This is a genomic window from Pseudomonas sp. 5C2, from assembly GCF_034314155.1.
In the GTDB taxonomy this organism is placed as follows: Bacteria; Pseudomonadota; Gammaproteobacteria; order Pseudomonadales; family Pseudomonadaceae; genus Aquipseudomonas.
On the sequence record NZ_JAVIWH010000003.1, the window covers coordinates 1,774,326 to 1,797,498 of the forward strand.

Consider the following 23,173-nt stretch of genomic DNA (forward strand, 5'->3'; position numbering starts at 1 on the left):
TCAACACGGAAGGTTTGCGGGGTGTTGCGGGTGCTCGCGACCTATCGCCAGCAGGCGATGGAGCGCGGCGTAGGCCAAAACGGCTTCGACATCAATGCTGATCGGGCCGTAAGGGTCGAGGGTGACGGTGGGGTGGTCGTTGGCGCTGAACTCGATTTCACGCTCGCCGTCCAGGGCCAGGGTGCCATTGAGCAGACTCGGCGAATAAGCCACCCCAGGTTGCATCGAGCCGCAGGCACTGACGGCGCAGCCCTGGAGCAAACCTGGCGCCAGCGGCACCAGAACGGCATCGTCGGCGTTGGGGTTCAGGCGGACCCAGGCGCCCAGCGGTGATTGGCGCGAAACTGGACACCACAGCCCGCAGAGTGCCGAAAGGCCAATGGCATGGGGCTCGGCAAACGTCACGAAAACTTCCGCCAGGTCTTCGGCGCGGCAGATCGCACGGGCTCCGATGAAAGGTTGCGACGAGACGGCGACATCGACCAGCGCCCATTCACAAATGCCCCGGGCGTGCTCGCGAACCAGCAAACGCTTGTTGCGCCGCAGGCCAACCCCGGAAGGAATACGTCCGCTTGCGCAGAGCCCACCGGCCAGCCCGGCACTGGTGGCTTCACGCAGTTCAGGGAAGGCGTTGTTAGTCCCGGTCGAGAGTGTCAGCAGGGGAATGTCACCGACTTCGGCGGCAACCGCCTTGTGCGTCCCGTCGCCGCCCAACACTGCGATCAGTGCGACCCCTTGTTCGGCCATCATTCGTGCGGCCAGACGTGTGTCTTCGACGGTCTGGCGCAAGGGCATGTCGAGAAAGGTCAGGCGTGGCCAGTGGCTTTCACGAGCGTTACGTCCCTGGCTGGCTTTGAGCACAGCGGCGGCGATGCCTGTCATGTCGGGCGCCAGCAAGACGTGCTGGATGCCGGTGGCGCCGAAAGCACCGAGCAGACGCTGGACCACGGAGGCCTTCTCGGTACTCGAATAAACGCCAGCATTGGCCGTCAGGCGGCGCACATCGCGACCCGACGCCGGGTTGGCGATGATCCCCACGGTCAGCGCGGGTTCAGTCATGGCACACCTCTGATTATTGTTTGTCTGTGTCAGAGCAAGGCCGGTGCCAACCCGGTTGATATGGCCGCAGAGGGCCGGTGCAGAGCGCTTCGTGCAACAGCGTCGAGTGCCTGGCGGAGGGGCTGGGCGAGACGCGTGGTTGCAGATGACCGGGGGTTTGAGCGAGACGTTGAGACGCTCCGTCTCAACGACGGCTCGCTCGCAGGAAGGGTTGTCGTGGGTAGGCAAACGGCGCTTAATAACGCGCATAACAACAATACGCCCAGAGGTGGACAGGCCATGTTTGCCGCACACTCCAAAGCTCATGTGGACTGCGTCAGCCGCGTGCTGAGGCATGCCGGTCGCCTGCCACAAGCCCCCGTCCCGGACTTGATTCTCGATTCCTGGCGACGCTCGATGGACCAATACCATTTGGACCCTGCCTCGCAGCAAGGTCCGCGCATCCTTTCTCACACTGTCCTCAAGGAATGCCGCGAGCGTGCTGACCTGTTCCTGCGAATTGCCGGCGAGGAAGTCGCGAGGCTACACGGACGGGTTCGCGAAGCCGATTATTGTGTGCTGCTGACCGACGCGCAGGGCCAGACCATCGACTATCGGGTCGAGTCGGGCATCCGCAACGATTGCCGCAAGGCCGGTTTATACCTGGGAACCTGCTGGTCGGAAGGCGAGGAAGGGACCTGCGGGGTTGCCGCCGTGCTCACGGGCAAGGCGCCGGTGACGGTTCATAAACGTGATCACTTTCGGGCGGCCTTCATCGGGTTGACCTGTTCTGCGGCGCCGGTGTTCGATCCCCAAGGTGAGCTGCTCGGCGTGCTGGACGTTTCGGCGCTGCAATCGCCGGATGATCGGCGCAGTCAGCATTTGATCCGGCAGATGGTCGTGCAGAGTGCCCGCGTTATAGAAAACGCGTTCTTCATGCACAGCGCTCAGGGGCATTGGTTGTTACGTGCGCACAGCGCGCCGGGGTATGTCGACAGTCAGCCCGATTACCTGTTGGCGCTGGATAACGACGGCCGCTTGTTGGCCCTCAACAGCATGGCGCGACAGGCTTTGCGTCAGCGTTTTGGTCGCTTGCCAGAGCACATCAACGAGGTGTTCGGCCCTGATGCCTTGCAGGCGGTAACGGATGAAACGCCGCAACTGCTGCGCTGGGGAGGCGATGACGGCGAATTGCATGTGCGACTCAGCGCGCCCCGCAGGCAGCACCCGATGCGAGCCGTGCCGACAGAGGAAAGCGCCGCCACCCAACTCGATCCGCGCATTGCCCAGAGCTTGCAGTTGGCGGTGCGGGTCAAGGATTGCAACTTGCCTGTCCTGATTCAGGGTGAGACCGGCTCAGGCAAAGAGGTGTTTGCCCGGCAGTTGCATGACATCAGCGCCAGGCGCAGCGGGCCGTTTGTCGCCCTCAACTGTGCGGCTATTCCGGAAAGCCTGATCGAGAGCGAGTTGTTCGGCTACGTCGCCGGTGCGTTCACGGGGGCGTCGAGCAAGGGCATGCGCGGGCTGTTGCAGCAGGCTGACGGTGGCACGTTGTTCCTTGATGAGATCGGCGACATGCCCTTGAGTTTGCAGACCCGTCTGCTGCGGGTCATGGCCGAAGGCGAGGTCGCCCCCTTGGGCGGTGCGCGGCGGCAAACGGTGGATATTCAAGTGATCTGTGCGACACACCGCAATCTTGCGGCGATGGTGGCGGACGGTAGTTTTCGTGAGGATTTATATTTTCGTCTCAGCGGTGCGCGATTCCAGTTGCCGCCTTTACGCGAGCGCAGCGACCGCCTGGTGTTGCTCAATCGACTGTTCGAAGAAGAAGCGCGTTTGTGCGGCGGGCGGGCGGGTTTGAGTGCGTCGGCACTGGAATGCCTGCTCAGCTACGCGTGGCCGGGCAATATCCGCCAATTGCGCTATGTCTTGCGTTACGCCTGTGCGGTGTCCGCAGGCATGACTGTCCAGTTGAGTGACCTGCCGGAAGATGTCCGTGGGGCACCTGGCACCGAGCGTTCGTTGACTCATTCGGTTGAAGAACGCGTCAGTCCGCAACGTCAGCTATTACTGGATGCGCTCATCCGTCATCGCTGGAAACCCGGTGATGCCGCCCGATCACTGGGGATATCGCGGGCGACGTTGTACCGGCGGGTGAACCTGCACGGTATCGAGATGCCGGGTAAAAGGCGCATTTAGGGCCAAAAAAAAGACCCTTGCCGCGAGGCGAGGGTCTTTTTCAGGTGCTGCGAGTGGCTCGAGTAACGGAGACCGTTATTCGTTAGCCAATTTGTGTTCCAGGTAGTGGATGTTGACTCCGCCTTTGCAGAAGCCTTCATCACGAACCAGGTCACGGTGCAGCGGGATGTTGGTTTTGATCCCGTCTACCACAATCTCGTCCAGCGCATTGCGCATGCGCGCCATGGCTTCGTCACGGGTTGCGCCCCACGTGATCAGCTTGCCGATCAACGAGTCGTAGTTCGGCGGTACTTTGTAGCCACTGTAAAGGTGGGAGTCGACCCGTACGCCATTACCGCCCGGCGCATGGAAATGCTTGACCAGTCCAGGGCTCGGAATGAACGTTTTCGGGTCTTCGGCATTGATCCGGCACTCCAGTGCATGCCCGCGAATGACTACGTCATCCTGGGTATACGAGAGTTTGTTGCCGGCGGCGATGCTGAGCATCTCCTTGACGATGTCGATGCCGGTGACCATTTCCGATACCGGATGCTCTACTTGAACCCGAGTGTTCATCTCGATGAAGTAGAAGTTGCCGTCCTCGTAAAGGAACTCGAACGTGCCGGCACCACGGTAACCGATGTCGATGCAGGCCTTGACGCAACGCGCTAGAACTTCCTGGCGAGCCTTTTCGTCGATGCCCGGTGCCGGTGCTTCTTCAAGCACCTTCTGGTGCCGACGTTGCAGCGAGCAATCACGGTCGCCCAAGTGGATCGCGTGACCCTGGCCATCGGACAGCACCTGAACTTCCACGTGACGTGGGTTGGTCAGGAACTTTTCCAGATAGACCATCGGGTTGCTGAACCAGGCTGCCGCTTCGGCACGGGTCTGCTTCGCCGCTTCGATCAGGTCTTCTTCGCGGTGCACTTCGCGCATACCACGACCACCACCGCCGCCAGCGGCTTTGATGATCACGGGGTAACCGACTTCGCGACCGATGCGCAGCGCGGTTTCTTCGTCTTCGGGCAGTGGGCCGTCAGAACCTGGAACCGTTGGCACGCCAGCACGCTTCATGGCGTCCTTGGCAGAAACCTTGTCGCCCATCAGGCGGATGGTTTCGGCGGTAGGACCAATAAAGGCGAAACCGGATTTCTCCACCTGTTCGGCGAAGTCGGCGTTTTCCGCAAGGAAGCCGTAACCCGGGTGAATCGCCGTGGCGCCTGTCAGTTCGGCAGCCGAGATGATGGCTGGAACGTTCAGATACGACAGGTTGGCAGGTCCAGGACCAATGCAGACGGTTTCGTCTGCCAGGCCCAGGTGCATCAACTCGCGGTCTGCCGTTGAGTGTACGGCGACGGTCTTGATGCCCAGTTCTTTACAGGCACGCAAGATGCGCAGGGCGATTTCGCCGCGGTTGGCGATCAGAACTTTTTCCAACATCGCAGGCTCTCCGTGGTTCAAACGATGGTGAACAGCGGCTGGTCGTACTCAACCGGCTGACCGTTTTCTACCAGGATGGATTCGATCACACCGCTGGTTTCAGCTTCGATGTGGTTCATCATTTTCATCGCTTCAACGATGCAAATGATGTCGCCCTTCTTCACGGTCTGGCCGATTTCGACAAAAGCTGGCGAAGTCGGAGCAGGCGTGCGGTAGAACGTACCGACCATCGGCGAACGAGCGATCGTGCCGTTGAGTTTTGGTGCGGCAGGTGCTTCTGCAACAACGGCAACGGGCGCGGCAGCAACAGGTGCAACCGGCGCAGCCATTGGAGCAGGTGCGTAGTACTGCTGAGCAGGGGTTTTGCTGTGACGGCTGATGCGTACGGACTCTTCACCTTCACGGATCTCGAGCTCGTCGATGCCGGATTCTTCCAGCAGTTCGATCAGTTTCTTAACTTTACGGATATCCATTAATCATCAACTCCCAAGGGTCGGTCAGGGGCGTATAGCTTGTTGTTCAAGCTGTTCCAGGGCGGCCTCCAGGGCCAGTCGGTAACCGCTGGCGCCAAGGCCGCAGATCACTCCCACCGCTACATCCGAGAAGTAAGAGTGATGGCGGAAAGGTTCGCGTTTGTGCACGTTAGAGAGATGCACTTCGATGAATGGGATGCTCACGGCCAGCAGCGCGTCACGTAATGCGACGCTGGTGTGCGTAAAAGCTGCTGGATTGATCACAATGAAGTCCACGCCTTCATCGCGTGCGGCGTGAATGCGATCGATCAGTTCATACTCGGCATTACTTTGCAGGTACATCAGATGATGGCCACGGTCTCGGGCCTGTTTTTCCAGATCCTGATTGATCTGCGCCAAGGTCACCGCGCCGTAGAGGCCCGGTTCGCGTGTGCCGAGCAGGTTCAGGTTAGGTCCGTGGAGAACCAGTAAGGTCGCCATCTGTTGTTCCTTCTTGTGTATGCGAGCATCGATGCGCAGCGACTATGCCGTAAACCCCTGCGGACTGTCCAGTTAACTGCAATAGCCAGCACGATGACCGATGTTCGCGCGAAGTTTGTGACTCGTTTATTGAATTTGGTCATTTGCCCTGGCGATGCGTGCCGCGAAGGCTGTCGCATTGATTTCGCCGACCACCCGAATATCCGCAAGCTCCGCGCCCTTTTTGCCGAAGAACAGCAGCGCAGGCGGGCCGAACAGCTTGTAGCGGTCGAGCAGGGCGCGTTGTTCGGCGCTGCTGTCGGTCATGTCGAAACGAATCAGGCTATAACCGGTCAGCTTGCTCGTCACGCGGGGATCGGGCAGCACGTCATGTTCGATGACTTTGCAGCTGATGCACCAGTCGGCGTACCAGTCCAGCAGCAACGGTTGACCGGCATTTTTTGCGTCGTTCAGGGCGCGGTCCAGTTCGGCCGCAGTGCTGATGGTCTGCCATGGGCTGGTGGGTGCCACGGCTTCATTGGCCATCAATGCCGCTTGTGGTCGGCCCAGCGGACGCAAAGGATCGGTCTGGCCGCTCAGTGCGCCGTACCAGCAGGCCACTGCGTAGACCAGCAAAAACAGGCCAAGCAACTGATTAAGGCGTTGTGGACCGGACTTGTAGGTGAACTCCAGTGCGCCAAGAAACAGGGCAACGCCGGCCCCCAGCAAGCCCAGCAGGAGCAGGGTGATCTCGCCTGGGATGACCCGGCTGAGCAGGCCGATGGCCACGGCCAGCAGCAGGACGCCGATAATGTTTTTTACCGAGATCAGCCACTCGCCGCTTTTAGGCAGCCATGCTGCGCCGCCCGTGGCGACCAGCAGCAAGGGCGTGCCCATGCCGAGTCCCAGCGCGAACAGCTTCAAGGCTCCACCCAGCGCATCACCGCTGGCGCTGATATAAAGCAGCGCGCCTGCCAGGGGCGCCGAGACACACGGCGAAACCAGCAGGCTGGAGACCACGCCGAGGACTGCCGCGCCCCATAAAGAGCCGCCTTCAGTGCGTCCCGCAACCCGGTGCAGGTGAAAGCTGATGAAGTGCGGCAGACGCAGTTCGAACAGACCAAACATTGCCGCAGCGAAAATCATGAAGAACAGCGAAAAAGGTACCAGCACCCAGGCTGATTGCAGGCGCGCCTGTAAGTTCAGCTCTGCGCCGAACATGCCCATCAACGCCCCGAGCAGGGAAAAACAGATGGCCATCGGGAGCACATACGCCAGCGACAAGCTGAAACCGCGCAACCCGCCGACCTGCCCGCGTAGGACCACGCCGGACAGGATCGGTAGCATAGGCAGTACGCACGGGGTGAATGTCAGGCCGATACCCGCAAGGAAAAACAGCGCCAGTTCCTTCCAGCCCCAGGTGCCCTTGGTTGGTGGTGTGGCAGACAAGCCTGTACTTGCGGCCGCAACGTCGCCGATGTCCAGGCGCTCGGTTTCAGGCGGATAGCACAGACCCTTGTCGGCACAGCCTTGATAGGTGACGGCCAGGGTGAACGGTCGGTTGTCGCCGGGTTTGCGTGGCAGGTCGACATCGAGAATGCCGTGATAGACCTCTACGTCGCCAAAGTACTCGTCGTGTTTTTGCTCGCCCTGAGGCAGCTGCGCGGCGCCCTGGCCGATATCGGCAGGCTCGGTGCGGAACTGAAAGCGATGGCGGTATAGGTAATAGCCTTCGCTGGCGACGAAACGCAATTTGATCGATTGCGGTGTGGTTTCGATCAGGCTCAGGCGAAATGCTTCGCGGACCGGCAGGAAGTCAGCGCTGTTGTTTAGCGATGCTGTGCCTAGTGTGGTGCTGGGGCGATTGTCCAGGAGGCTGGCACCCGAGGCGGGCAGGGCGAGGATCAATAACATCAGGCAGAGCAGGCGGCGCATAGCGGTCTCGCATGTCGAAAGTCCGCGCATGATAGCGGACTGCTCCCTGTCTTGCATGACACAGACCTTGTAGGCGCTTGCGCCTACAAAAGGCGGATCTACACCCTGAACGCTTGCACGGCGGTGTTCAGTCGCCCGCCAAGTTGTTGCAGGTGCTGGCTTTGGCTGCGGCCTTCGCCGATGCGCAGGAGGTTATCCCCGCCCAATTGGTGGATGCCTTCGCTGTGATCGCGAATTTCGCTGACGGCACCGCTTTGTTGGGCGGTAACGTCGGCGATGCGTTCTGCGGTGTTGGCGATGGTCTGGATCGCACCGACGATTTCATCCAGCGCGCCATCGGCGGCTTGTGCCTGATTGGCGGTGGCTTTGGCGTGCTCGACCTGAGCACGCATGCCTTCTACCGACTCACTTGCCGCTTTTTGCAAGCTGGCAATTAGTACTTGAATCTCGCCCGTGGCCCCGGCAGTGCGCTGGGCCAGTGAGCGTACCTCCTCGGCGACCACCGCAAACCCCCGACCCATTTCCCCGGCGCGAGCGGCCTCGATGGCGGCGTTGAGGGCCAGCAGGTTGGTCTGGTCGGCGATAGAACGGATCACGGTCAACACGCTGCCAATGGTGGCCGACTCCACAGCCAGGATTTCTATGGCCTGAGCGTTGTGTTGCACTTCGCCCACCAGGGCATGCAGCCCGGTCAGGCTCAGGCCGATCACCCGTTGACCCTGTTCTACGGCGCGACCGGCATCGCGGCTGGCCTCTGCGGCTTGGCTGGCGTCCCCGGCCACCTGTTGAATGGTGGCTTCCAGTTCGCCCAGCGAGTCGCGAATCAACGCGGTATCACTGGCCTGGCGTTCTGCGCCGCCATGCAGGCCGGTGCAGAGTTCGGCCAAGGCATGACTGCTGCCCTCAACCTGCTCTGCGTTCAAGCGGATAGTGCCGACCAGGTCCACGAGGTAGGCCCGCAGACGATTCAGCGATTCTTCGATGTCGCGCAGTTCGCGGTTGGTCGCGCCCAGCTGGATGTCCTTGGCGAAATCCCCCTCGGCCCAGGTCGATAACGCGGGCGCAAGATTGGTCAGAACGCGGGACAGGCGCCGTTGCAGGGTGTCGATCAACAGCGCGATCAACAGGATCAGGCCGATCATCAGGCCTTGCATCATCCGCACATCGCCCTGGATAAGTGCGTGCTGTCCGCGCACCTCCGGTTCCAGGCTGGTGATTGCTTTTTGCAGCGTGTCGATTTTGAGTTGAGCGCTGGCGCTGAGTTCTGCGCGGCGCTGAATCTGATCCCGGGTACGGTTCAGCTCGGCAGGGTAACGGTTAAGCAGGCTGCTCAATTCACGTTTGTAGCCCACGCCGCTGTCTTCGGCGACGGCTTTCTCGCTGTTGCCCAGGCCCATCATGGCGGAGAAGTCTTCGGTGCTCGACTCGGCACTGGCCGTGACGCCGAGCAATGGCAAGGCATCCAGTGCTTGCGCCTGGGTGCTGATGGCGGCGACTTCACGTTCGACGTCGGCGGCCAGCTCACTGCGGCCGCTGCTGACCAGTTTGTCCCGGGCCAGACTCAGGCGTCCCAAGTGTTGTGATGCGCTCAGTAGCGGGCCTTGGTAGCTGGGCGCCGCAGGGTTGGTGTTGCTGGAAGCATAGTGCGTGAGCTGTTCAAGCGCGGCGCCCAGTTCGCGTTCAGCCTGTAACAGCAGGCCTTGCGGATCACCCGCCAGCTTACCGGCGGCCAGCAGGTCGTTACTGCTGAACTCGCGCAGTTGGGAGAGGCTCGGGCGCAGGCTGTCGGCCATCTGTGGCGGCAGCGCATCGAGCTCATGCTGGAGCTTGTCGATGGCCTGAATGGCATCGCTTTGGCGCAGCGCATCGCCGCTGGAGAGGTAATCCTCAATGCTGCGCGCGACTTGGTTTTGAAACGCTTGAGACAGGCTCAGGTAGCGCTCCATCAGTTGATAGGGGCGTTCCAGTGCCTGCTGTGACCACCAAAGCGTTATTCCTAACGCGACACAAACGGTGACCAGCAGTAACGTATTGAGATTGGTAAGCAGCTTCAGGCGCATGTGGTCTCGACCCGACGACTAAGGGTAAGCGCTTGAAGTTATTGCGTTTTGGTTACAGTGTTATGACCGAATCGGTCGATTCATGAATAAAAGTGGCACTTTGCCTCTGGCGGCCCGCGTGCACCTGATTACGTCCCGCATCTTTAGCGTGGTACAGCGCATCATCTGCCAGTGACGACAACGTCAGGCTGTCGGCGCTTTCGTACAATTCCACAACACCTGCACTAAAGGTGCACGACAAATCCACCGGTTGCGCCGGGTAATGAATCTCAGCAAAGCGCTGGCGGATCTCGTCCAGCACTCGGTGCGCGTTGTGCAGGTCGGTGTCAGGCATCACGATGGCAAACTCTTCGCCACCGTAACGGCCAATGTAGTCGGTCTTGCGCAGGCGTTGTTTGAGGAACAGCGCCAGGCTTTTGATCACCCTGTCGCCCATGGGGTGACCATGGCTGTCGTTGACGCGCTTGAAGTGATCGATGTCGAGCATGGCAAAGCTCAGCGGCTTGCCTTCGCGGCGTGCGCGGAAGCTGCAATCTTCAAGCAGTTGCAGGATATGTGTGTGGTTATACAGGCCGGTCAGACTGTCGCGAACCATCCGCGCTTTGAGGTTGCGCGCTCGCGCCGCGCGGTTGCGCACGGTGGTGATCAAATGCCGTGGCTTGATCGGTTTGGTCAGGAAGTCATCGCCGCCTTCACTCATGGCATCGAGTTGCTTGTCCAGATCGTCTTCGGCCGACAGGTAGATGATCGGTACGCTGACATAACGGTCGTTATGGCGGATCACCTTGGCCAGCTCGGTACCTGTGCAGCCCGGCATGTACATGTCGAGGATGATCAGGTCAGGTTGGAACTCCGCGAGTTCGGCCATGGCCTGGATCGGGTCAATCAATGTGCGGGTGATGATTCCGGCACTGTTCAGCAGGCGCTCGGTGTGAGTGGCCTGAGCGCGGGAGTCATCGATGATCAGCACTTTATAGGGCTCGTATTGCGCCACACAGGTGAGGACTTCGATTTTTTCCAGAAGGCTCGATGCGTCTAGCGTGCCGGTGAGAAACTCCTGACCGCCAGCGCGTACGGCGGCCAGTCGGGTCGGGGTGTCAGTTTCGTTATGGCTGAAAAACAACAGCGGCAGCTTGTGCTCCAGTCCGTCCTGCACCTTTGCCGCCAGGATCAGGCCTTCGCCGGGGCCGCAGAAGTCGACGTCCATCACGATCGCTGCCGGGTAGCGCTCAGCCATAGTGGCGTGGAACGCGGCAATACTGTCCAGCGACAAGGCGCTCAGACCGAAGAACTCAAGTTGTTTGGCCAGTCGCTCTGCGCGCTCGTGGTCCTGAAGCATCACGTAGATTGGCTTACGCAGGGGCGGCAACGACGTTTGGTCCAGGTGGTCACCGTGGCGCAGGCCGGTGCGCGACAAGCGTTGCATCAACCGGTTGAGTTCGGTGATCAGGCTGCTGCTCAGGCGTCCACGGTTGGCTTCGACGTCATCAAGTGCCACGCTGATACTGCGTGCCAATTGTGCGTGCTCAGCCTGTTCAAAGCGCTCGGCGAAACGCAGCAGGCGCAAGTTGGAATCGGTGAGCTCCGCCATGTCTGCAGTTGACCATTCACTTTGCTGCAGGCGTTGCCAGACCTCAAGAATTTGACGTGCCTGATGAATTACCCGCTGGGCAAAATGATGCTTGAGACGATCACGACTCGGATCTTCTGGCTCGGTCATATCCTGGCTACTAGTGAGGGTGCAAGCGTAGGTAGGCTGGTGGCTCTATGCTAGCACCTCTCGTCATCCCCCAGCGTGCCGTAAGTCAATTAGCCCCTAAAGTATTGAGCCTTCTAATGACCAATCCGTTTGCGTGGGTAGTACAGAATTACAGGGGTTGAATTGGCGTTTTTTTGCAGATTTTGCATCCGAAACAGGATGTGAGCAGGCAAGCCTGCGAACGGCTGAGAATCGGACGCAACAGGGTGGCGAAAACACCGGGATAGATAGGTAAGAAAATTCTGATTTTTTGGCTCGGCGCTCTGAATGATTTGTGAGCTATCGCTGTAAGAACTTTCTGATTTTTTAGCTCAAGGCTTCGGGCAAGCCTGCGCCTGATAGGGTTTCGACATCCAATCAGGGGCCACCTCAATGACTCAGTGCTTTAAAGATCACGAATGCGACAAACAGGTCTTGAATCAAAACACCAAGCCCATCGCTGAGTGCGCGAGCCACGTCGTCGAACTGTACGGATGCAAAACCAGGGTCACTGAGGTGCCGGTTCTGACCTGTGAGGGTGCCTGGCGCGTTTTTCAGCGGGAGGCCGAAGAGGTTGTGGCCCCCGGCGGCATCCTGATTGCCGACCCCATCGAACGAAACCGCGCCATCAACGCCGCCTACGCCAGACTGTGGCTGCACGAGCCGCGCTTCCAGTGGGCCGGACTGGCGGCCTTTGCTTCCAAGCAAGTCGGCTGCGGGCTGTTGCATGCGGCGGGCGCTGTCGACGGCGTCCAGGCGGAGTACGACGCAGGGCAGAGATTGCTGGCCGGTAGTTCGGTTTCAAGCTCTGGCATTCCGGGCATGTACACCATCAGCGATATGGATAAGCAAACGCTGCGCGATTACCAGCAAGCGAAGGACAGCAACCCCGTCCCATCCCCCGATATTCGCCGTGAGGGAGAGCCGTTATCCCTGATGCAGCAGCAGTTCCAGCACGTCTACGAAATGATGGCGCTGGGCAACACCACGTTGTTCCTGGATATCTTTCCGTTGCATGCGTTTTATAAAAAGCGTGGATTTCAGGAATTGAAGACGTGTCTGGAATTGCGCAAGAGCATTTATGGTCATCCCCAATTCCCGGTGCTGTGGCCGGTTGGCCAGGAAATACTTCCTTTCGGAACCGCTCACCTGGAAATCCTGCAAGCCTTTGAGGCAATAGAAGCAGGGGATATTGCCGAGAGCGTGAGACGTTTTGCTGCTCACGAGCAGCGGAACATCCTGCAACCGTCAATCTACGAGGACCGGCAACTGGTAACTCTGTTACGCGGCAACCACGCGTCCTATGTCACCGGTCTCCCCTCCGGCGTGGCCCAAGCCATCGAGTTGACTCTCGCCAGCCAATGTCGGCGGGTCGAGGATGGCCGCACCATCGGCTTCGGCAGCAACCCGTTGGCGGACCTGTCAGACGTTGAGCAGCGGATGGCCTTCGTGCTCAGGGCAGCAGCGCGCTTCGACGAGATGCTGCACGACGACAACCGCAGTGCCCTGGAGCAGTCGATCAACGAGATCGCCGCTGGCGAGGGCGTGCGATGAAACTGCAATCACGCGTCGGTGGCCGGCGTCGGCGACTGGGCATTGTCCTGCTCGCCCTTTTGGCTGTTGCGCTGATGCGCTGGGGTTTTCAGGCGTTAGCGGATGAACCGGAAATCGCGTTAGTGATCGGTGAACCCTGGGAAGACATGCGCAAGCGTTCAAGTGCGGCCATTAGTCCGGCGATACCTGGAGAGGTTTGGTTTGGCATGCCCAAGTCCGATGCGCGATTGCGGGTCAGTGACCCGCAGTACGGGTTCGTCACGCCGCTGGCTCGCTTCTTCACCATTGGATTTGAAAACGAGCGAATTGACGGTATCCGCATGTCCCCGCAAATCGAACCGCTGCTGCTCGATGACGCCCTTAAGGTTGTTCTGGAATTACAGGATCAATGGCGCCAGAGCGGCTGGATCCCCATCAGACAGAGGAGCGCCCCTCCTTTCGCGGATACCCCCGAATGGCGAGCCCAATTGCGTGACGTGAACAAGGGCGGGACGACCTATTGGCAGGCCGGTGACAAATACCAGGTTCTGCTGCGGGTGCATCGCTTCAAAGACTACAAACGCCCCGACGAAGAGCGCTACATGATCACCCTCAATCTCGGCAAACCGTGGCTGCCCACCCATACGGAGCCCCCCGTGCTTGCACGCTGAGTACTCGCCCCACGGCAGTCACCCGAATACTTTTTCTCGAAAAAAAATGGAGCATCCGAATGCCAAGTCCCGCCTACATGACCATTCACGGAACCCAGCAAGGCCTTATCACTGCCGGTGCGCTCGGCAAGGACTCGGTTGGTAACGCATGGCAGTTGGGCCATGAAGATCAGATTCTGGTGCAGGCATACGACCACGGAGTCGTTATTCCAGGCGGAGTAACCGGTCGTCGTATGCACAAGCCGTTGATCATCACCAAGGCGGTCGATAAGTCCTCACCTTTGCTCTTTAATGCAGCCGCCAACGGTGAAGCGATCAAAACGTGCCGATTAGACTTGTATCGCCCCGCTGGCAACGGTGTCCAGGAACACTTTTACACTATTGAATTGGAAGGCGCGATCATCGTCGCCTTCAATGTGACCATGCCCCACTGTCAGAACTTGAGTACTGCCCATTTCACTCAATTGGAAACGGTGCACTTTGCCTATCAGTTCATTGCTTGTCGACACGAAATCGGTAAAACCAGTGGCTATGACGAATGGCACGCAGGGTCTCAGCAGTGAAGTTGATCAGCGCGTTGTACCCGTCATTGTCGGAGGTGAAACATACCTATCCGGTTGACGAAGCGCTGGATATCGTCAAGCAGCATCTTGAAAGGGGGGCCGATATCGATGGGATGGAGCCGCTTCGTAACGTTCTGATGCTCCCGTTTGACAGCGAGGTGGTGAAACGGGTCGAGAGTGGCGAATGGTTGTTGGTGAGGGACGAGGCATATTACTTTGATGGCGGGCAAATAGATAAGTCGGTGGGTGCGAAGTTGCTTGAGCATCGAGTGATGGAGTTGATGAATCCTTCGCCGGGCGCTAAAAAAAGCTATGGTTGTATATTCAAGGTGATAAGTTTCGACTCTAGGGAGCCACTTGTTGGGCGGCCTTACATAGCTATGGTGAGCGGTAAGATTATTGAGGGTCACACTGATGGCGACGGCCTGGTACAGTTGCCTACACCCTCAGATGGTGTACCCGTTTCTATACGCGTCTCGTTTAGAACTCCACTTCAGCATACAGGCGGTCTTTTTTCGGAGTCAACAGATACGGTATTTGTGACCGAATTGATGTCCCGTGAGCTTGATGCTAACACGTGGGTTTGTCGTATCGCGGTGAATGATCGAGCTATGACTCGGCAGACTATCCTGCATACCATGGACGTCGCTGGTTTTAAAGTTCGGCAGCGTTCGTTATGGGAGGCGAAATCAGTCAAAAATGGAATGGTGCCGGGTTGGAATTACTCCATGATTGCACTGCACCACGCAGGGCGAGGCTATGGGTGCGGAGACTTCGGCGCAATGCAAATGAAAAGGGCGCAAAATAATCATTTAGGCAGAGGTTATGACGATATTGGATATCACTTTGGAATAGACTGCGCTGGTCAGGTTTTTGAAGGAAGGGATATCCGCTCTAAAGGCGCAAGTGTAGATGAGTATAATACGGGTGTCATTGGGATCGTATTGTTGGAAGATTTGACCGTTACCGGTGAGGTGGATGATTGGATTGATGGGCTGCGGAGTGGTATGGAAGTTTGGAAGCAAAATACTCAAAATACTCCGCCTGCTTTACAGGTTGAAGCCCTGTGCGCTCTAATTGAAGCTCTGCGCCAAGTATTTTCAATAAGGGTTTTGGGTGGGCATAGGGAGTACCCGAATCAGAAAGGAGACGACAAGTATTGCCCTGGTAACACGGGTATGGAACTGGTGGCGAAATTAAGACGTTCGACTGGACTGAGCGAGCCCTCTGTCCTATGAAGCTGATTGCAATAACTACGTCACTGGCGATGCTCCTCTGTCTAACGGTGGGGTGTTATACGTCTGCGGGGATGCATGGCCCGGTGCAATGGCATTTTTTTATTAAAAAGTCGCCAACCTTTAAGGTGAAATTTACTAACCTGTTTGCCAAATCTGGAGATTATCCGAGGTTTCAATACTTGAGTGATTCTGAAAGGCGCCAGATTATTGATTATTGTAAATATCGACTAGGGATTGATACCAACCTTCAGAGTCAAAAGGAGATGTTACGGTGCAGCGCTCGATAGGGGTGTTTGCGGGGCTTTTGATTCTGGTAGTGATATTGAATGTTGGTTATTACAATTATGTCGAGGAATATGGTCCCGATTCAACCACTTTTTTTTGGAAAAGTCACTCGCGCTCCAAGTGAAATTCGTTAACCCGAACGCGAATTGGGGGGTGAATATGATGTGTTGGATGACGAGCAACAACAACAGCTTATTGATTATTGTAAGTATCGGCTTGGGATCGAAACTAATCTCGATCATCCAGATGATGCGAGGCGTTGTAGCAGGTTGTGAGGTGGTAGGGTGCGTCGGTGTTTTTAACTCAGTCGTGGATGGAACAGGTATTAGGTTGTGCGGCGATCATTTTATTGGTTCTGATTGAGGTGTTTAAAGTGCGAAATCTTAGATCGTTAAATTTTCAGGGTGAGGGCATCGGTGCTGGCACTGCATCGGATCGTGAACAATAACCTGTAGAGCCTTTAGACTACGAAGCGAATGCCCCCGGCCACCCCCCTCAAACCATTTCCACGCAACCTCCCTCCCACACCCAAGGCACCTTGCTGTAAGGTTGTGGTCGAACCATTGAATTTCGTGATTGAAAGGATATAGCCATGCTGGACTGGAAGAACCGCGCGGGCCGCGCACAGGACCGTGTCGATGACTCAGCGGTTGGAACCCGCCCCCGAAGCTATTGGGGTGGTGTTTTTTTTAGCCGTGCCCTAGGTGTTCTGGTCGGCCTGTATTTGCTGGTCACGCTAGTGATCGGCTGGTACTGGAGCCAGGAACCGGCGCTGTTTCCGGTTCAGCAAAACGCGCAGTTGGCCGCTGAGAGCCAGGGCAAGCAGATGGTCATCGGCTACACCACGGTCGAAACGCTCAAGACCGTGGCATCGACGCTGCTCGATAAGCGCGGTGGTTATATTTCCAACGACCGCTTTCCGCCGGGCGTGTGGCTGGACAACATCTCGCATTGGGAATATGGCGTACTGGTGCAGGTGCGTGACCTGAGCCGTGCTTTGCGTAAGGACTTTGCCCGCTCGCAATCGCAATCGGCAGAAGACGCCGACTTGGCCAAAGCTGAGCCGCGTTTCAACTTCGACAATAAAAGCTGGGTCTTGCCGTCGAGTGAGTCCGAGTACCGGGAGGGGATCAATTCGTTGAGCCGCTATCAAGCGCGCTTGTCCGATCCTAGCCAAAAAAGTGCACTATTTTATGCCCGCGCCGATAACTTGAATAACTGGTTGGGTGACGTCGCCACCCGTCTTGGTTCGCTGTCGCAGCGGCTGTCGGCCAGCGTCGGCCGGGTGAAGCTAAACAGCAGCTTGAAAACCGAGTCTGTTCTCCCAGGCCAAGTACCGAAGGTCGATGAAGAGATCGTGGAGACACCGTGGCTGCAGATTGACGACGTGTTCTACGAAGCCCGGGGTCAGGCGTGGGCGTTGTCGCACCTGCTTCGCGCTATCGAAGTAGACTTTGCCGATGTGTTGGCGAAAAAGAACGCCACGGTCAGCGTGCGCCAGATCATTCGTGAGCTGGAAGCTTCGCAGGCACCGGTCTGGAGCCCAATGATTCTCAATGGCAGCGGCTTCGGCGTGCTGGCTAACCACTCGCTGGTCATGGCCAACTACATTTCCCGGGCCAACGCTGCGGTGATCGACTTGCGCCAACTGCTTTCGCAGGGTTGATCGATGCCGTTCTCCTCTCAGGAGGCCGCGCACCGCGCCGCCTCCGACGCCGAACAGATTGCCTGGGTCGATGAGCAGGACAAACAGCTGGGTTCTATTGAGCGGGCTCAGCTACGCGAGCGCGGTCTGATTGGACGTGGCACCTATATATTGCTGTTCAACTCTGCCGGTGACTTGTGCGTGCATCGGCGCACCTTGAGCAAGGCTATTTATCCGGGTTATTGGGACGTGGCCGCTGGTGGCATGGTGCTGGCCGAAGAAACGTACGCCGAATCAGCGGCCCGCGAACTCGAGGAAGAGTTGGGCGTCAGTGGTGTATCGCTGAGCGCGCATGAACATTTCTTCTTCGATCAACCGGGCAATCGCCTGTGGTGCGCGGTGTTCAGCGCTGTCTGGGACGGGCCGCTGACGTTGCAGCCTGAAGAGGTGCTGGAAGCACGCTTCATTCCGGTGGCCGAGGCCTTGAGTGAAACGCTGCACAAGCCTTACTGCCCGGACTCTCTGGCGGCACTGAAGCGTTATTTGGGGCAGACGGAGTCTTAGGCGCAAATGTTCAAGAAATTGGCGCATATTTGCCCTTAGCATCTGCACTTTTTGCCGTTACACTGCGCGACCTTTTCAAGCTGAGCCATTATTGGCCCAGTAGCGCTGCCCCTGCCTGAGTGGGGCTTCGCGGTCGGTTACCCGCTACGCCGGAGCCGGCCCATCTTTGTCCTCAAACAAGAGGATTGCTGGTGGCCAAAAAAGCCGCATCCTTCGCCGCCTTGGGCGGTCTGGTATTTTCCACCGACGCAGGACGGCATTGCCCCGACTGTCGTCAGCCCGTGGATACCTGTGTCTGCAAACAAACCGTTATCCCCGATGGAGATGGCATCGCCCGTGTGCGCCGCGAAAGCAAAGGTCGTGGCGGTAAAACGGTGACCACTGTCACGGGGGTACCGTTGGCCGAAGACCCGCTCAAAGAGCTGGCAACTGCGCTCAAACGGCGTTGCGGAACTGGCGGTGCGCTCAAGGACGGGGTGATCGAGATTCAGGGCGATCATGTCGAACTGCTGTTGGCGGAGCTGGTGAAACTTGGGTTCAAAGCAAAGAAGTCCGGCGGTTAAGCCTCCACGTCTAAACTCTGTGCCTTGATCCGGGTCTACTTCTCAACGCAGACGGGCGCCTGTCGACACAGTGCCAAATCGTCACTTCCATTCTTTACACTGCGCCAGCCCTGTTGCGGCTGACGCTATTTGACTTCTTTATAGGGGACTTCGATGTCCGTACGACGCACACGCAAAGACGATGGCAGCCAATGGACAGTTGCGGACAGCCGCAGTGTTTATGGGATTCGTCATTGGGGAGCCGGTTATTTTGCAATCAACGACGCCGGCCGCGTTGAAGTTCGCCCCAACGGTCCGAGCAGTGCGCCTATCGATCTGTATGAACAGGTCGACGAGCTGCGCAAAAGTGGTCTCTCCCTGCCGCTGCTGGTGCGCTTCCCCGACATCCTGCAAGACCGCGTTCGTCAGTTGACTGGTGCGTTCGACGCCAACATCGAGCGTCTGGGCTACCAGAGCAAATACACTGCGCTGTACCCGATCAAGGTCAACCAGCAAGAAGCCGTGGTGGAAAGCATCATCGCCACGCAGGACGTCTCCATCGGCCTGGAAGCGGGTTCCAAGCCGGAGTTGATGGCCGTGCTGGCCTTGGCGCCCAAAGGCGGGACCATCGTTTGCAACGGCTACAAGGACCGCGAGTTCATCCGTCTGGCATTGATGGGGCAAAAGCTGGGTCACAACGTCTTCATCGTGATCGAAAAAGAATCCGAAGTGGCGTTGGTCATCGACGAGGCTGCCGATCTCAAGGTCGCGCCACAGATTGGCCTGCGTGTGCGCCTGTCTTCGCTGGCATCAAGCAAATGGGCTGATACCGGCGGTGAGAAATCCAAGTTTGGTTTGTCTGCAGCGCAGCTGTTGTCCGTGGTCGAGCGTTTCCGCGCGGCGGGCCTTGATCAAGGCGTGCGCCTGTTGCACTTCCACATGGGGTCGCAGATCGCCAACCTGGCTGACTACCAACACGGGTTCAAAGAGGCGATCCGCTACTACGGCGAACTGCGCAATCTGGGCTTGCCGGTCGACCATATCGACGTGGGCGGTGGCTTGGGCGTGGACTACGACGGTACTCACTCGCGCAATGCCAGCTCGATCAACTACGACATGGACGATTACGCCGGTGTCGTGGTCGGCATGCTCAAGGACTTCTGCGACGAGCAGGAGTTGCCGCATCCGAACATTTTCTCCGAAAGCGGCCGCTCGCTGACGGCGCATCACGCGATGTTGGTGGTGCAGGTGACTGACGTCGAAAGGCACAACGACGAAATCCCGAAGATCGCTGACAAGGAAAGCCTGCCGGAGACCGTGCAATGGCTGGTAGACCTGCTCGGGCCGACCGACATCGAGATGGTCACCGAAACCTACTGGCGTGCCACGCACTACATGAGTGACATTGCCACGCAGTATGCGGATGGCAAGATCACGCTGGCGCAGAAAGCCTTGGCCGAGCAGTGCTACTTCGCGGTCTGCCGCCGTCTGCACAACTCGTTGAAGGCGCGCCAGCGTTCGCACCGTCAGGTGCTGGACGAACTCAATGACAAGCTCGCCGACAAGTACATCTGCAATTTCTCGGTGTTCCAGAGCCTGCCGGACACCTGGGCGATTGGCCAGGTACTGCCGATCTTGCCGCTGCACCGTCTCGACGAAGAGCCGAATCGCCGTGCGGTCCTGCAGGATTTGACCTGCGACTCCGACGGCAAGATCAAGCAGTACGTCGACGAGCAGAGCATCGAGACCAGCTTGCCGGTTCATGCCCTCAATGAAGGCGAAGATTATCTGCTGGGGATTTTCCTGGTGGGCGCCTATCAGGAAATTCTCGGTGACATGCACAACTTGTTCGGTGACACCGACTCGGTAAACATCTATCAGAAACCGGACGGCAGCGTGTACCACGGGGGCATCGAAACTCACGACACCATCGAGGACATGCTCCGCTACGTGCACTTGTCTCCGGACGAGCTGATGACGCATTACCGCGACAAGGTTGCCAGCGCCAAGATCAGTCCGCGCGAACGTACTCAGTACCTGGACGCGCTGCGTCTGGGTCTGACGCGGTCGTCGTACTTGTCTTCCTGATCGGATCGCCGGCGGCTGAGCTGTACACGAACGGGCCCTGAATGTGGCCCGTTCGTTTGTCTGGCTATCTGTCTGCCTTGTCGTTTTTTTTTGTAGGCTCTTTCCTGTTCTGCGTTCCAGCCCTCTACTCGGAAGGTTCTCTCGGCGAGAATCCCCGGTCGTACCCACGTAGAGGAGCCGCCGATGTTGGATCCAGTCACCGAGCCTTTTTTTCGCCTGGATATCCCGAACCTGTCCCACAGGCTCAACGTGCTGTCGTTTACCGGCACGGAAGCGATCAACCAGCCTTTTGCGTTTGAGCTGGAAGTGGTCAGTGAGTCCTCTGATCTGAACCTGCAAAGCCTGATGTACCGGTCGGCATGGTTGAGCTTTGTGGACACTAAAACCGGGATCAACGGGCAGATCCATGGCGCCGACCAAAGCCGTCGAGGGCCGCATCTCGGCCACTATCGTTTAAGCCTTGGTCCTCGGCTCGCGTGCCTTGCCGGGCGTTCTAACCAGCGGATCTTTCAAGGCCTGTCGGCCCCGCAAATCATTGCCAGGGTGCTCAAGGAGCATGGCATTCGCGCCGATGCGCACCGCTTTGAACTCAGCGGCACCTACCGTGAACGCATGTATTGCGCGCAGCACCATGAGTCGGATTTGCAATTCGTTCAGCGCCTGTGTGAGGAAGAGGGCATTCATTACCATTTTCAGCATTCAAGGCGCTGCCATATGTTGGTGTTCGGGGATAGCCAGGGTGGCTTTCGACGTGCGCCGACCTGTCCTTTCCAGACGGAATCGGCGCAAATAAAGCCCCGCAAGGTCGCTGCCGCACAGCATGCTGTTACTCGCTTTTCCGTCAGCACCGCCGACGGTGGGCAGGACAGTCGCCGCGCTCTGGAGCAGGCCGAGGGCGAAAGTACGGCGCCTTATCTGGGGGCCGGACTGCTATTGCCGTTGAGTGAGCATCCGCAAAAAGAGTGGAATCATCTCTGGCTCCTGACCGAGGTTCAGCACCGGGGTTATCAGCCGCAGGAGCTCGATGAGCTGTTGGCCGCCGTCATCAGCTCCGACTCGCCGTACAGCAATCATTTCCAGGCGACGCCGTGGGAGGTTGGCTTCCGCCCTTCGCCCGTAACGGCTCGGCCGCCCATGCGGGGTGTGCAGCGCGCGCGGGTGGTGGGCCCTGTTTTCGATCAGGTGTACTGCGACTCGATGGGCCGGATCAATGTGCAGTTCGACTGGGGGCTTCAAGGCGAGGGCGCGCAATACGCCAGCTGTTGGGTGCCGGTGTCTTCGGCGCTGGTCGGCGAGGGCGATGATGAGAGTGCCCAGCCGAGGGTCGGCATGGAGGTGATGGTGAGTTTTATCCACGGCGACCCCGATCAGCCAGAGGTAACCGCGTACTTGCAACGTCAGGGGGCGGAGGGCTTTGACCGCGCAGACAGTGCCCATCCCGAGTCTGTTTCTGACCTTGCCGGGTCAGACGCGAGTGAGGTACCGCGTCAGGACGAGCAGGTTCTGCGGATGCGCCTCGATCCGCGAACGTTTGTCAGCGAAGGGCAAAAAATCGAATTGTCTGGCGGGATCACGCTGACGTTCGAAAAAGACAGCGAACTGTTGTTTAGCGTTGGCAGTAGCTCGGTCCTCCTTAGGCATGACGGTTTGAAACTGAGCAGTGCGCAGATCATGTTTAACGCGGACCCTGCGCCGCAGTCTGCAGCGGACAAGCTCCGCGATGAAGCCGAACTGCACGCGCGAGCCAACGAACTGCTGGAGCTGTTGCAGGCCGGCCATCCGTTGGTCCTGCTGTGTCAGTTGCCTTCGGGTGGAAGTTTTGCCCACTGCCAAAGGACGCCTTGCGCCTGTCGGGCGATGACGCGAATCGACGGGGAGGGAGCGCCATGAAAGAGTCCGATTTCAACGGGTTTTACAGGCCTGACAATAAATGGCTATTGCTTGATACGCCGAGCGTGCCCGGCCTGGCCAGCCAGCTAAAAAAGCGCTTCCCTCGCACCCGCTGCTACGAACTGTTTGCGGACACGGAGATGCACCTGATCCGCAAACAGGGCCCGCTGCTGGTGTCCCTGCGTCCCGACGACCCCTTCAACGTTGTCTGCGAGAGTGAGACGGCGGCCTGGCCAGGTCTGACTATTTTTTGCTCGGCGCCCAAGAACGAATTGTTGGCCCATTTGCGGCGCATGCTCACTGTTCGTTTCAGCGATCACTACAAAAGCCTGATCACTTATTACAACGCACAGACCGCCTCCTATTTTTTCGACTCGATGGACGTGCAGGCGTTGAGCCGCTGGTTGGGGCCGATAGACTCGATCAGTTGGGTCGGCGGCACTTGGGCAGACAAAGCCGACGACTATCAGGACCGGCTGTACCTGAACAATCCGAAGCTGGACGTTGTGCCGTTGACGGCCGAACCCCAACTCAGCGTCCAGCAAGAGAAAAAGCTGCAACAGTGCCTGCTGGAACGCCATGCGTATTTCTGGAGCCATGCGACAGACAACAGCTACCGCAAGACCCTGCGCCATCTTCAGGAAGGCCTGCGCCTTGGCTTCAATGATCCACAGATTCTTGATGAATGGCTCGGGTTGAGGGCCAGGTTTCCGACGGCCTCGTTGCCCTCGAACCTGGCAGACATGGGGCAGCAGGTGCGTTTCGACAACGTGCGTAATTATTGGGAGGGCGGACGATCGTAGTTTTACGCGCGCGGTCAGCTCAATGAGTAG

Annotated in this window: 17 protein-coding genes and 1 pseudogene; 11 read left to right on the forward strand and 7 right to left on the reverse strand. The window is 58.3% G+C overall.

Annotated features, from left to right (window positions below; translation table 11 throughout):
- Nucleotides 1-1,059 (reverse strand): ATP-NAD kinase family protein, encoded by a 1,059-nt coding sequence (locus RGU44_RS22810; protein WP_322177649.1) that lies wholly within the window; start codon nucleotides 1,057-1,059, stop codon nucleotides 1-3.
- A 279-nt stretch (nucleotides 1,060-1,338) separates the two neighbouring features.
- Here RGU44_RS22810 and RGU44_RS22815 point away from each other — a divergent pair, with 279 nt between their 5' ends.
- Nucleotides 1,339-3,237, forward strand: a complete 1,899-nt coding sequence (locus tag RGU44_RS22815; protein WP_322278033.1) for a sigma-54-dependent Fis family transcriptional regulator — start codon at nucleotides 1,339-1,341, stop codon at nucleotides 3,235-3,237.
- Between the two features lie 75 nt (nucleotides 3,238-3,312).
- Here the strand turns inward: RGU44_RS22815 and accC are convergent, their stop codons facing one another.
- The 6 genes and pseudogenes from accC to RGU44_RS22845 all read right to left on the reverse strand — a co-directional run bounded on the left by accC (nucleotide 3,313) and on the right by RGU44_RS22845 (nucleotide 11,303).
- Entirely contained in the window at nucleotides 3,313-4,656 is a 1,344-nt protein-coding gene (gene accC / locus RGU44_RS22820) for an acetyl-CoA carboxylase biotin carboxylase subunit (RefSeq protein ID WP_322177651.1), read from the reverse strand.
- 17 nt (nucleotides 4,657-4,673) lie between these two features.
- Nucleotides 4,674-5,129, reverse strand: coding sequence for an acetyl-CoA carboxylase biotin carboxyl carrier protein (gene accB, locus RGU44_RS22825; RefSeq protein WP_219062523.1), 456 nt, complete (start codon nucleotides 5,127-5,129; stop codon nucleotides 4,674-4,676).
- A gap of 24 nt (nucleotides 5,130-5,153) precedes the next feature.
- Nucleotides 5,154-5,609 (reverse strand): type II 3-dehydroquinate dehydratase, encoded by a 456-nt coding sequence (gene aroQ / locus RGU44_RS22830; protein ID WP_322177652.1) that lies wholly within the window; start codon nucleotides 5,607-5,609, stop codon nucleotides 5,154-5,156.
- Between the two features lie 126 nt (nucleotides 5,610-5,735).
- Nucleotides 5,736-7,523 carry a protein-disulfide reductase DsbD gene (locus RGU44_RS22835; protein WP_322278036.1) on the reverse strand — a complete coding sequence of 596 codons (1,788 nt, stop codon included), beginning with the start codon at nucleotides 7,521-7,523 and terminating at the stop codon, nucleotides 5,736-5,738.
- Nucleotides 7,524-7,621: 98 nt separating this feature from the next.
- Nucleotides 7,622-8,137, reverse strand: a pseudogene (locus RGU44_RS25215) (methyl-accepting chemotaxis protein); the annotation flags it as partial.
- A gap of 1,498 nt (nucleotides 8,138-9,635) precedes the next feature.
- Nucleotides 9,636-11,303, reverse strand: a complete 1,668-nt coding sequence (locus RGU44_RS22845; RefSeq protein WP_322278038.1) for a PleD family two-component system response regulator — start codon at nucleotides 11,301-11,303, stop codon at nucleotides 9,636-9,638.
- Nucleotides 11,304-11,714: 411 nt separating this feature from the next.
- Here RGU44_RS22845 and RGU44_RS22850 point away from each other — a divergent pair, with 411 nt between their 5' ends.
- The 10 genes from RGU44_RS22850 (at nucleotide 11,715) to RGU44_RS22895 (ending at nucleotide 23,143) form a co-directional block, all read left to right on the forward strand.
- Nucleotides 11,715-12,875 (forward strand): DUF2515 family protein, encoded by a 1,161-nt coding sequence (locus RGU44_RS22850; protein ID WP_322278040.1) that lies wholly within the window; start codon nucleotides 11,715-11,717, stop codon nucleotides 12,873-12,875.
- Nucleotides 12,872-13,525 (forward strand): hypothetical protein, encoded by a 654-nt coding sequence (locus RGU44_RS22855; protein ID WP_322278042.1) that lies wholly within the window; start codon nucleotides 12,872-12,874, stop codon nucleotides 13,523-13,525. The genes RGU44_RS22850 and RGU44_RS22855 overlap by 4 nt, the downstream gene beginning before the upstream one ends.
- 59 nt (nucleotides 13,526-13,584) lie before the next feature.
- Entirely contained in the window at nucleotides 13,585-14,088 is a 504-nt protein-coding gene (locus tag RGU44_RS22860) for an Hcp family type VI secretion system effector (RefSeq protein WP_322278044.1), read from the forward strand.
- Nucleotides 14,085-15,326: a peptidoglycan recognition family protein gene (locus RGU44_RS22865; RefSeq protein ID WP_322278046.1), complete on the forward strand. Its 1,242-nt coding sequence runs from the start codon at nucleotides 14,085-14,087 to the stop codon at nucleotides 15,324-15,326. Before RGU44_RS22860 ends, RGU44_RS22865 begins: the two co-directional genes overlap by 4 nt.
- Nucleotides 15,327-16,203: 877 nt before the next feature.
- Nucleotides 16,204-17,277 (forward strand): DUF2333 family protein, encoded by a 1,074-nt coding sequence (locus tag RGU44_RS22870; RefSeq protein ID WP_322177661.1) that lies wholly within the window; start codon nucleotides 16,204-16,206, stop codon nucleotides 17,275-17,277.
- 3 nt (nucleotides 17,278-17,280) lie between these two features.
- Nucleotides 17,281-17,820: an NUDIX hydrolase gene (locus tag RGU44_RS22875; RefSeq protein WP_322177662.1), complete on the forward strand. Its 540-nt coding sequence runs from the start codon at nucleotides 17,281-17,283 to the stop codon at nucleotides 17,818-17,820.
- A 191-nt stretch (nucleotides 17,821-18,011) separates the two neighbouring features.
- Nucleotides 18,012-18,383 carry a translation initiation factor Sui1 gene (locus RGU44_RS22880; RefSeq protein ID WP_322177663.1) on the forward strand — a complete coding sequence of 124 codons (372 nt, stop codon included), beginning with the start codon at nucleotides 18,012-18,014 and terminating at the stop codon, nucleotides 18,381-18,383.
- A 153-nt stretch (nucleotides 18,384-18,536) separates the two neighbouring features.
- Nucleotides 18,537-20,450, forward strand: a complete 1,914-nt coding sequence (speA, locus tag RGU44_RS22885) for an arginine decarboxylase (RefSeq protein ID WP_322177664.1) — start codon at nucleotides 18,537-18,539, stop codon at nucleotides 20,448-20,450.
- Nucleotides 20,451-20,633: 183 nt separating this feature from the next.
- Nucleotides 20,634-22,340 (forward strand): type VI secretion system tip protein VgrG, encoded by a 1,707-nt coding sequence (gene vgrG / locus RGU44_RS22890; RefSeq protein WP_322177665.1) that lies wholly within the window; start codon nucleotides 20,634-20,636, stop codon nucleotides 22,338-22,340.
- The gene (locus RGU44_RS22895; RefSeq protein WP_322278049.1) at nucleotides 22,337-23,143 is read left to right on the forward strand and encodes a DUF4123 domain-containing protein; all 807 of its coding nucleotides are present in this window, start codon (nucleotides 22,337-22,339) and stop codon (nucleotides 23,141-23,143) included. The genes vgrG and RGU44_RS22895 overlap by 4 nt, the downstream gene beginning before the upstream one ends.
- The last annotated feature ends 30 nt before the right edge of the window (nucleotides 23,144-23,173 follow it).

Bases quoted from the DNA above. Each gene is read 5' to 3' on its own strand.
- RGU44_RS22845 (WP_322278038.1), bottom strand. From the start codon at position 11,303: ATGACCGAGCCAGAAGATCCGAGTCGTGATCGTCTCAAGCATCATTTT.
- accC (WP_322177651.1), bottom strand. From the start codon at position 4,656: ATGTTGGAAAAAGTTCTGATCGCCAACCGCGGCGAAATCGCCCTGCGC.
- RGU44_RS22855 (WP_322278042.1), top strand. From the start codon at position 12,872: ATGAAACTGCAATCACGCGTCGGTGGCCGGCGTCGGCGACTGGGCATT.
- accB (WP_219062523.1), bottom strand. From the start codon at position 5,129: ATGGATATCCGTAAAGTTAAGAAACTGATCGAACTGCTGGAAGAATCC.
- aroQ (WP_322177652.1), bottom strand. From the start codon at position 5,609: ATGGCGACCTTACTGGTTCTCCACGGACCTAACCTGAACCTGCTCGGC.
- speA (WP_322177664.1), top strand. From the start codon at position 18,537: ATGTCCGTACGACGCACACGCAAAGACGATGGCAGCCAATGGACAGTT.
- RGU44_RS22870 (WP_322177661.1), top strand. From the start codon at position 16,204: ATGCTGGACTGGAAGAACCGCGCGGGCCGCGCACAGGACCGTGTCGAT.
- RGU44_RS22895 (WP_322278049.1), top strand. From the start codon at position 22,337: ATGAAAGAGTCCGATTTCAACGGGTTTTACAGGCCTGACAATAAATGG.
- RGU44_RS22860 (WP_322278044.1), top strand. From the start codon at position 13,585: ATGCCAAGTCCCGCCTACATGACCATTCACGGAACCCAGCAAGGCCTT.
- RGU44_RS22835 (WP_322278036.1), bottom strand. From the start codon at position 7,523: ATGCGCCGCCTGCTCTGCCTGATGTTATTGATCCTCGCCCTGCCCGCC.
- RGU44_RS22815 (WP_322278033.1), top strand. From the start codon at position 1,339: ATGTTTGCCGCACACTCCAAAGCTCATGTGGACTGCGTCAGCCGCGTG.
- RGU44_RS22875 (WP_322177662.1), top strand. From the start codon at position 17,281: ATGCCGTTCTCCTCTCAGGAGGCCGCGCACCGCGCCGCCTCCGACGCC.
- vgrG (WP_322177665.1), top strand. From the start codon at position 20,634: ATGTTGGATCCAGTCACCGAGCCTTTTTTTCGCCTGGATATCCCGAAC.
- RGU44_RS22810 (WP_322177649.1), bottom strand. From the start codon at position 1,059: ATGACTGAACCCGCGCTGACCGTGGGGATCATCGCCAACCCGGCGTCG.
- RGU44_RS22850 (WP_322278040.1), top strand. From the start codon at position 11,715: ATGACTCAGTGCTTTAAAGATCACGAATGCGACAAACAGGTCTTGAAT.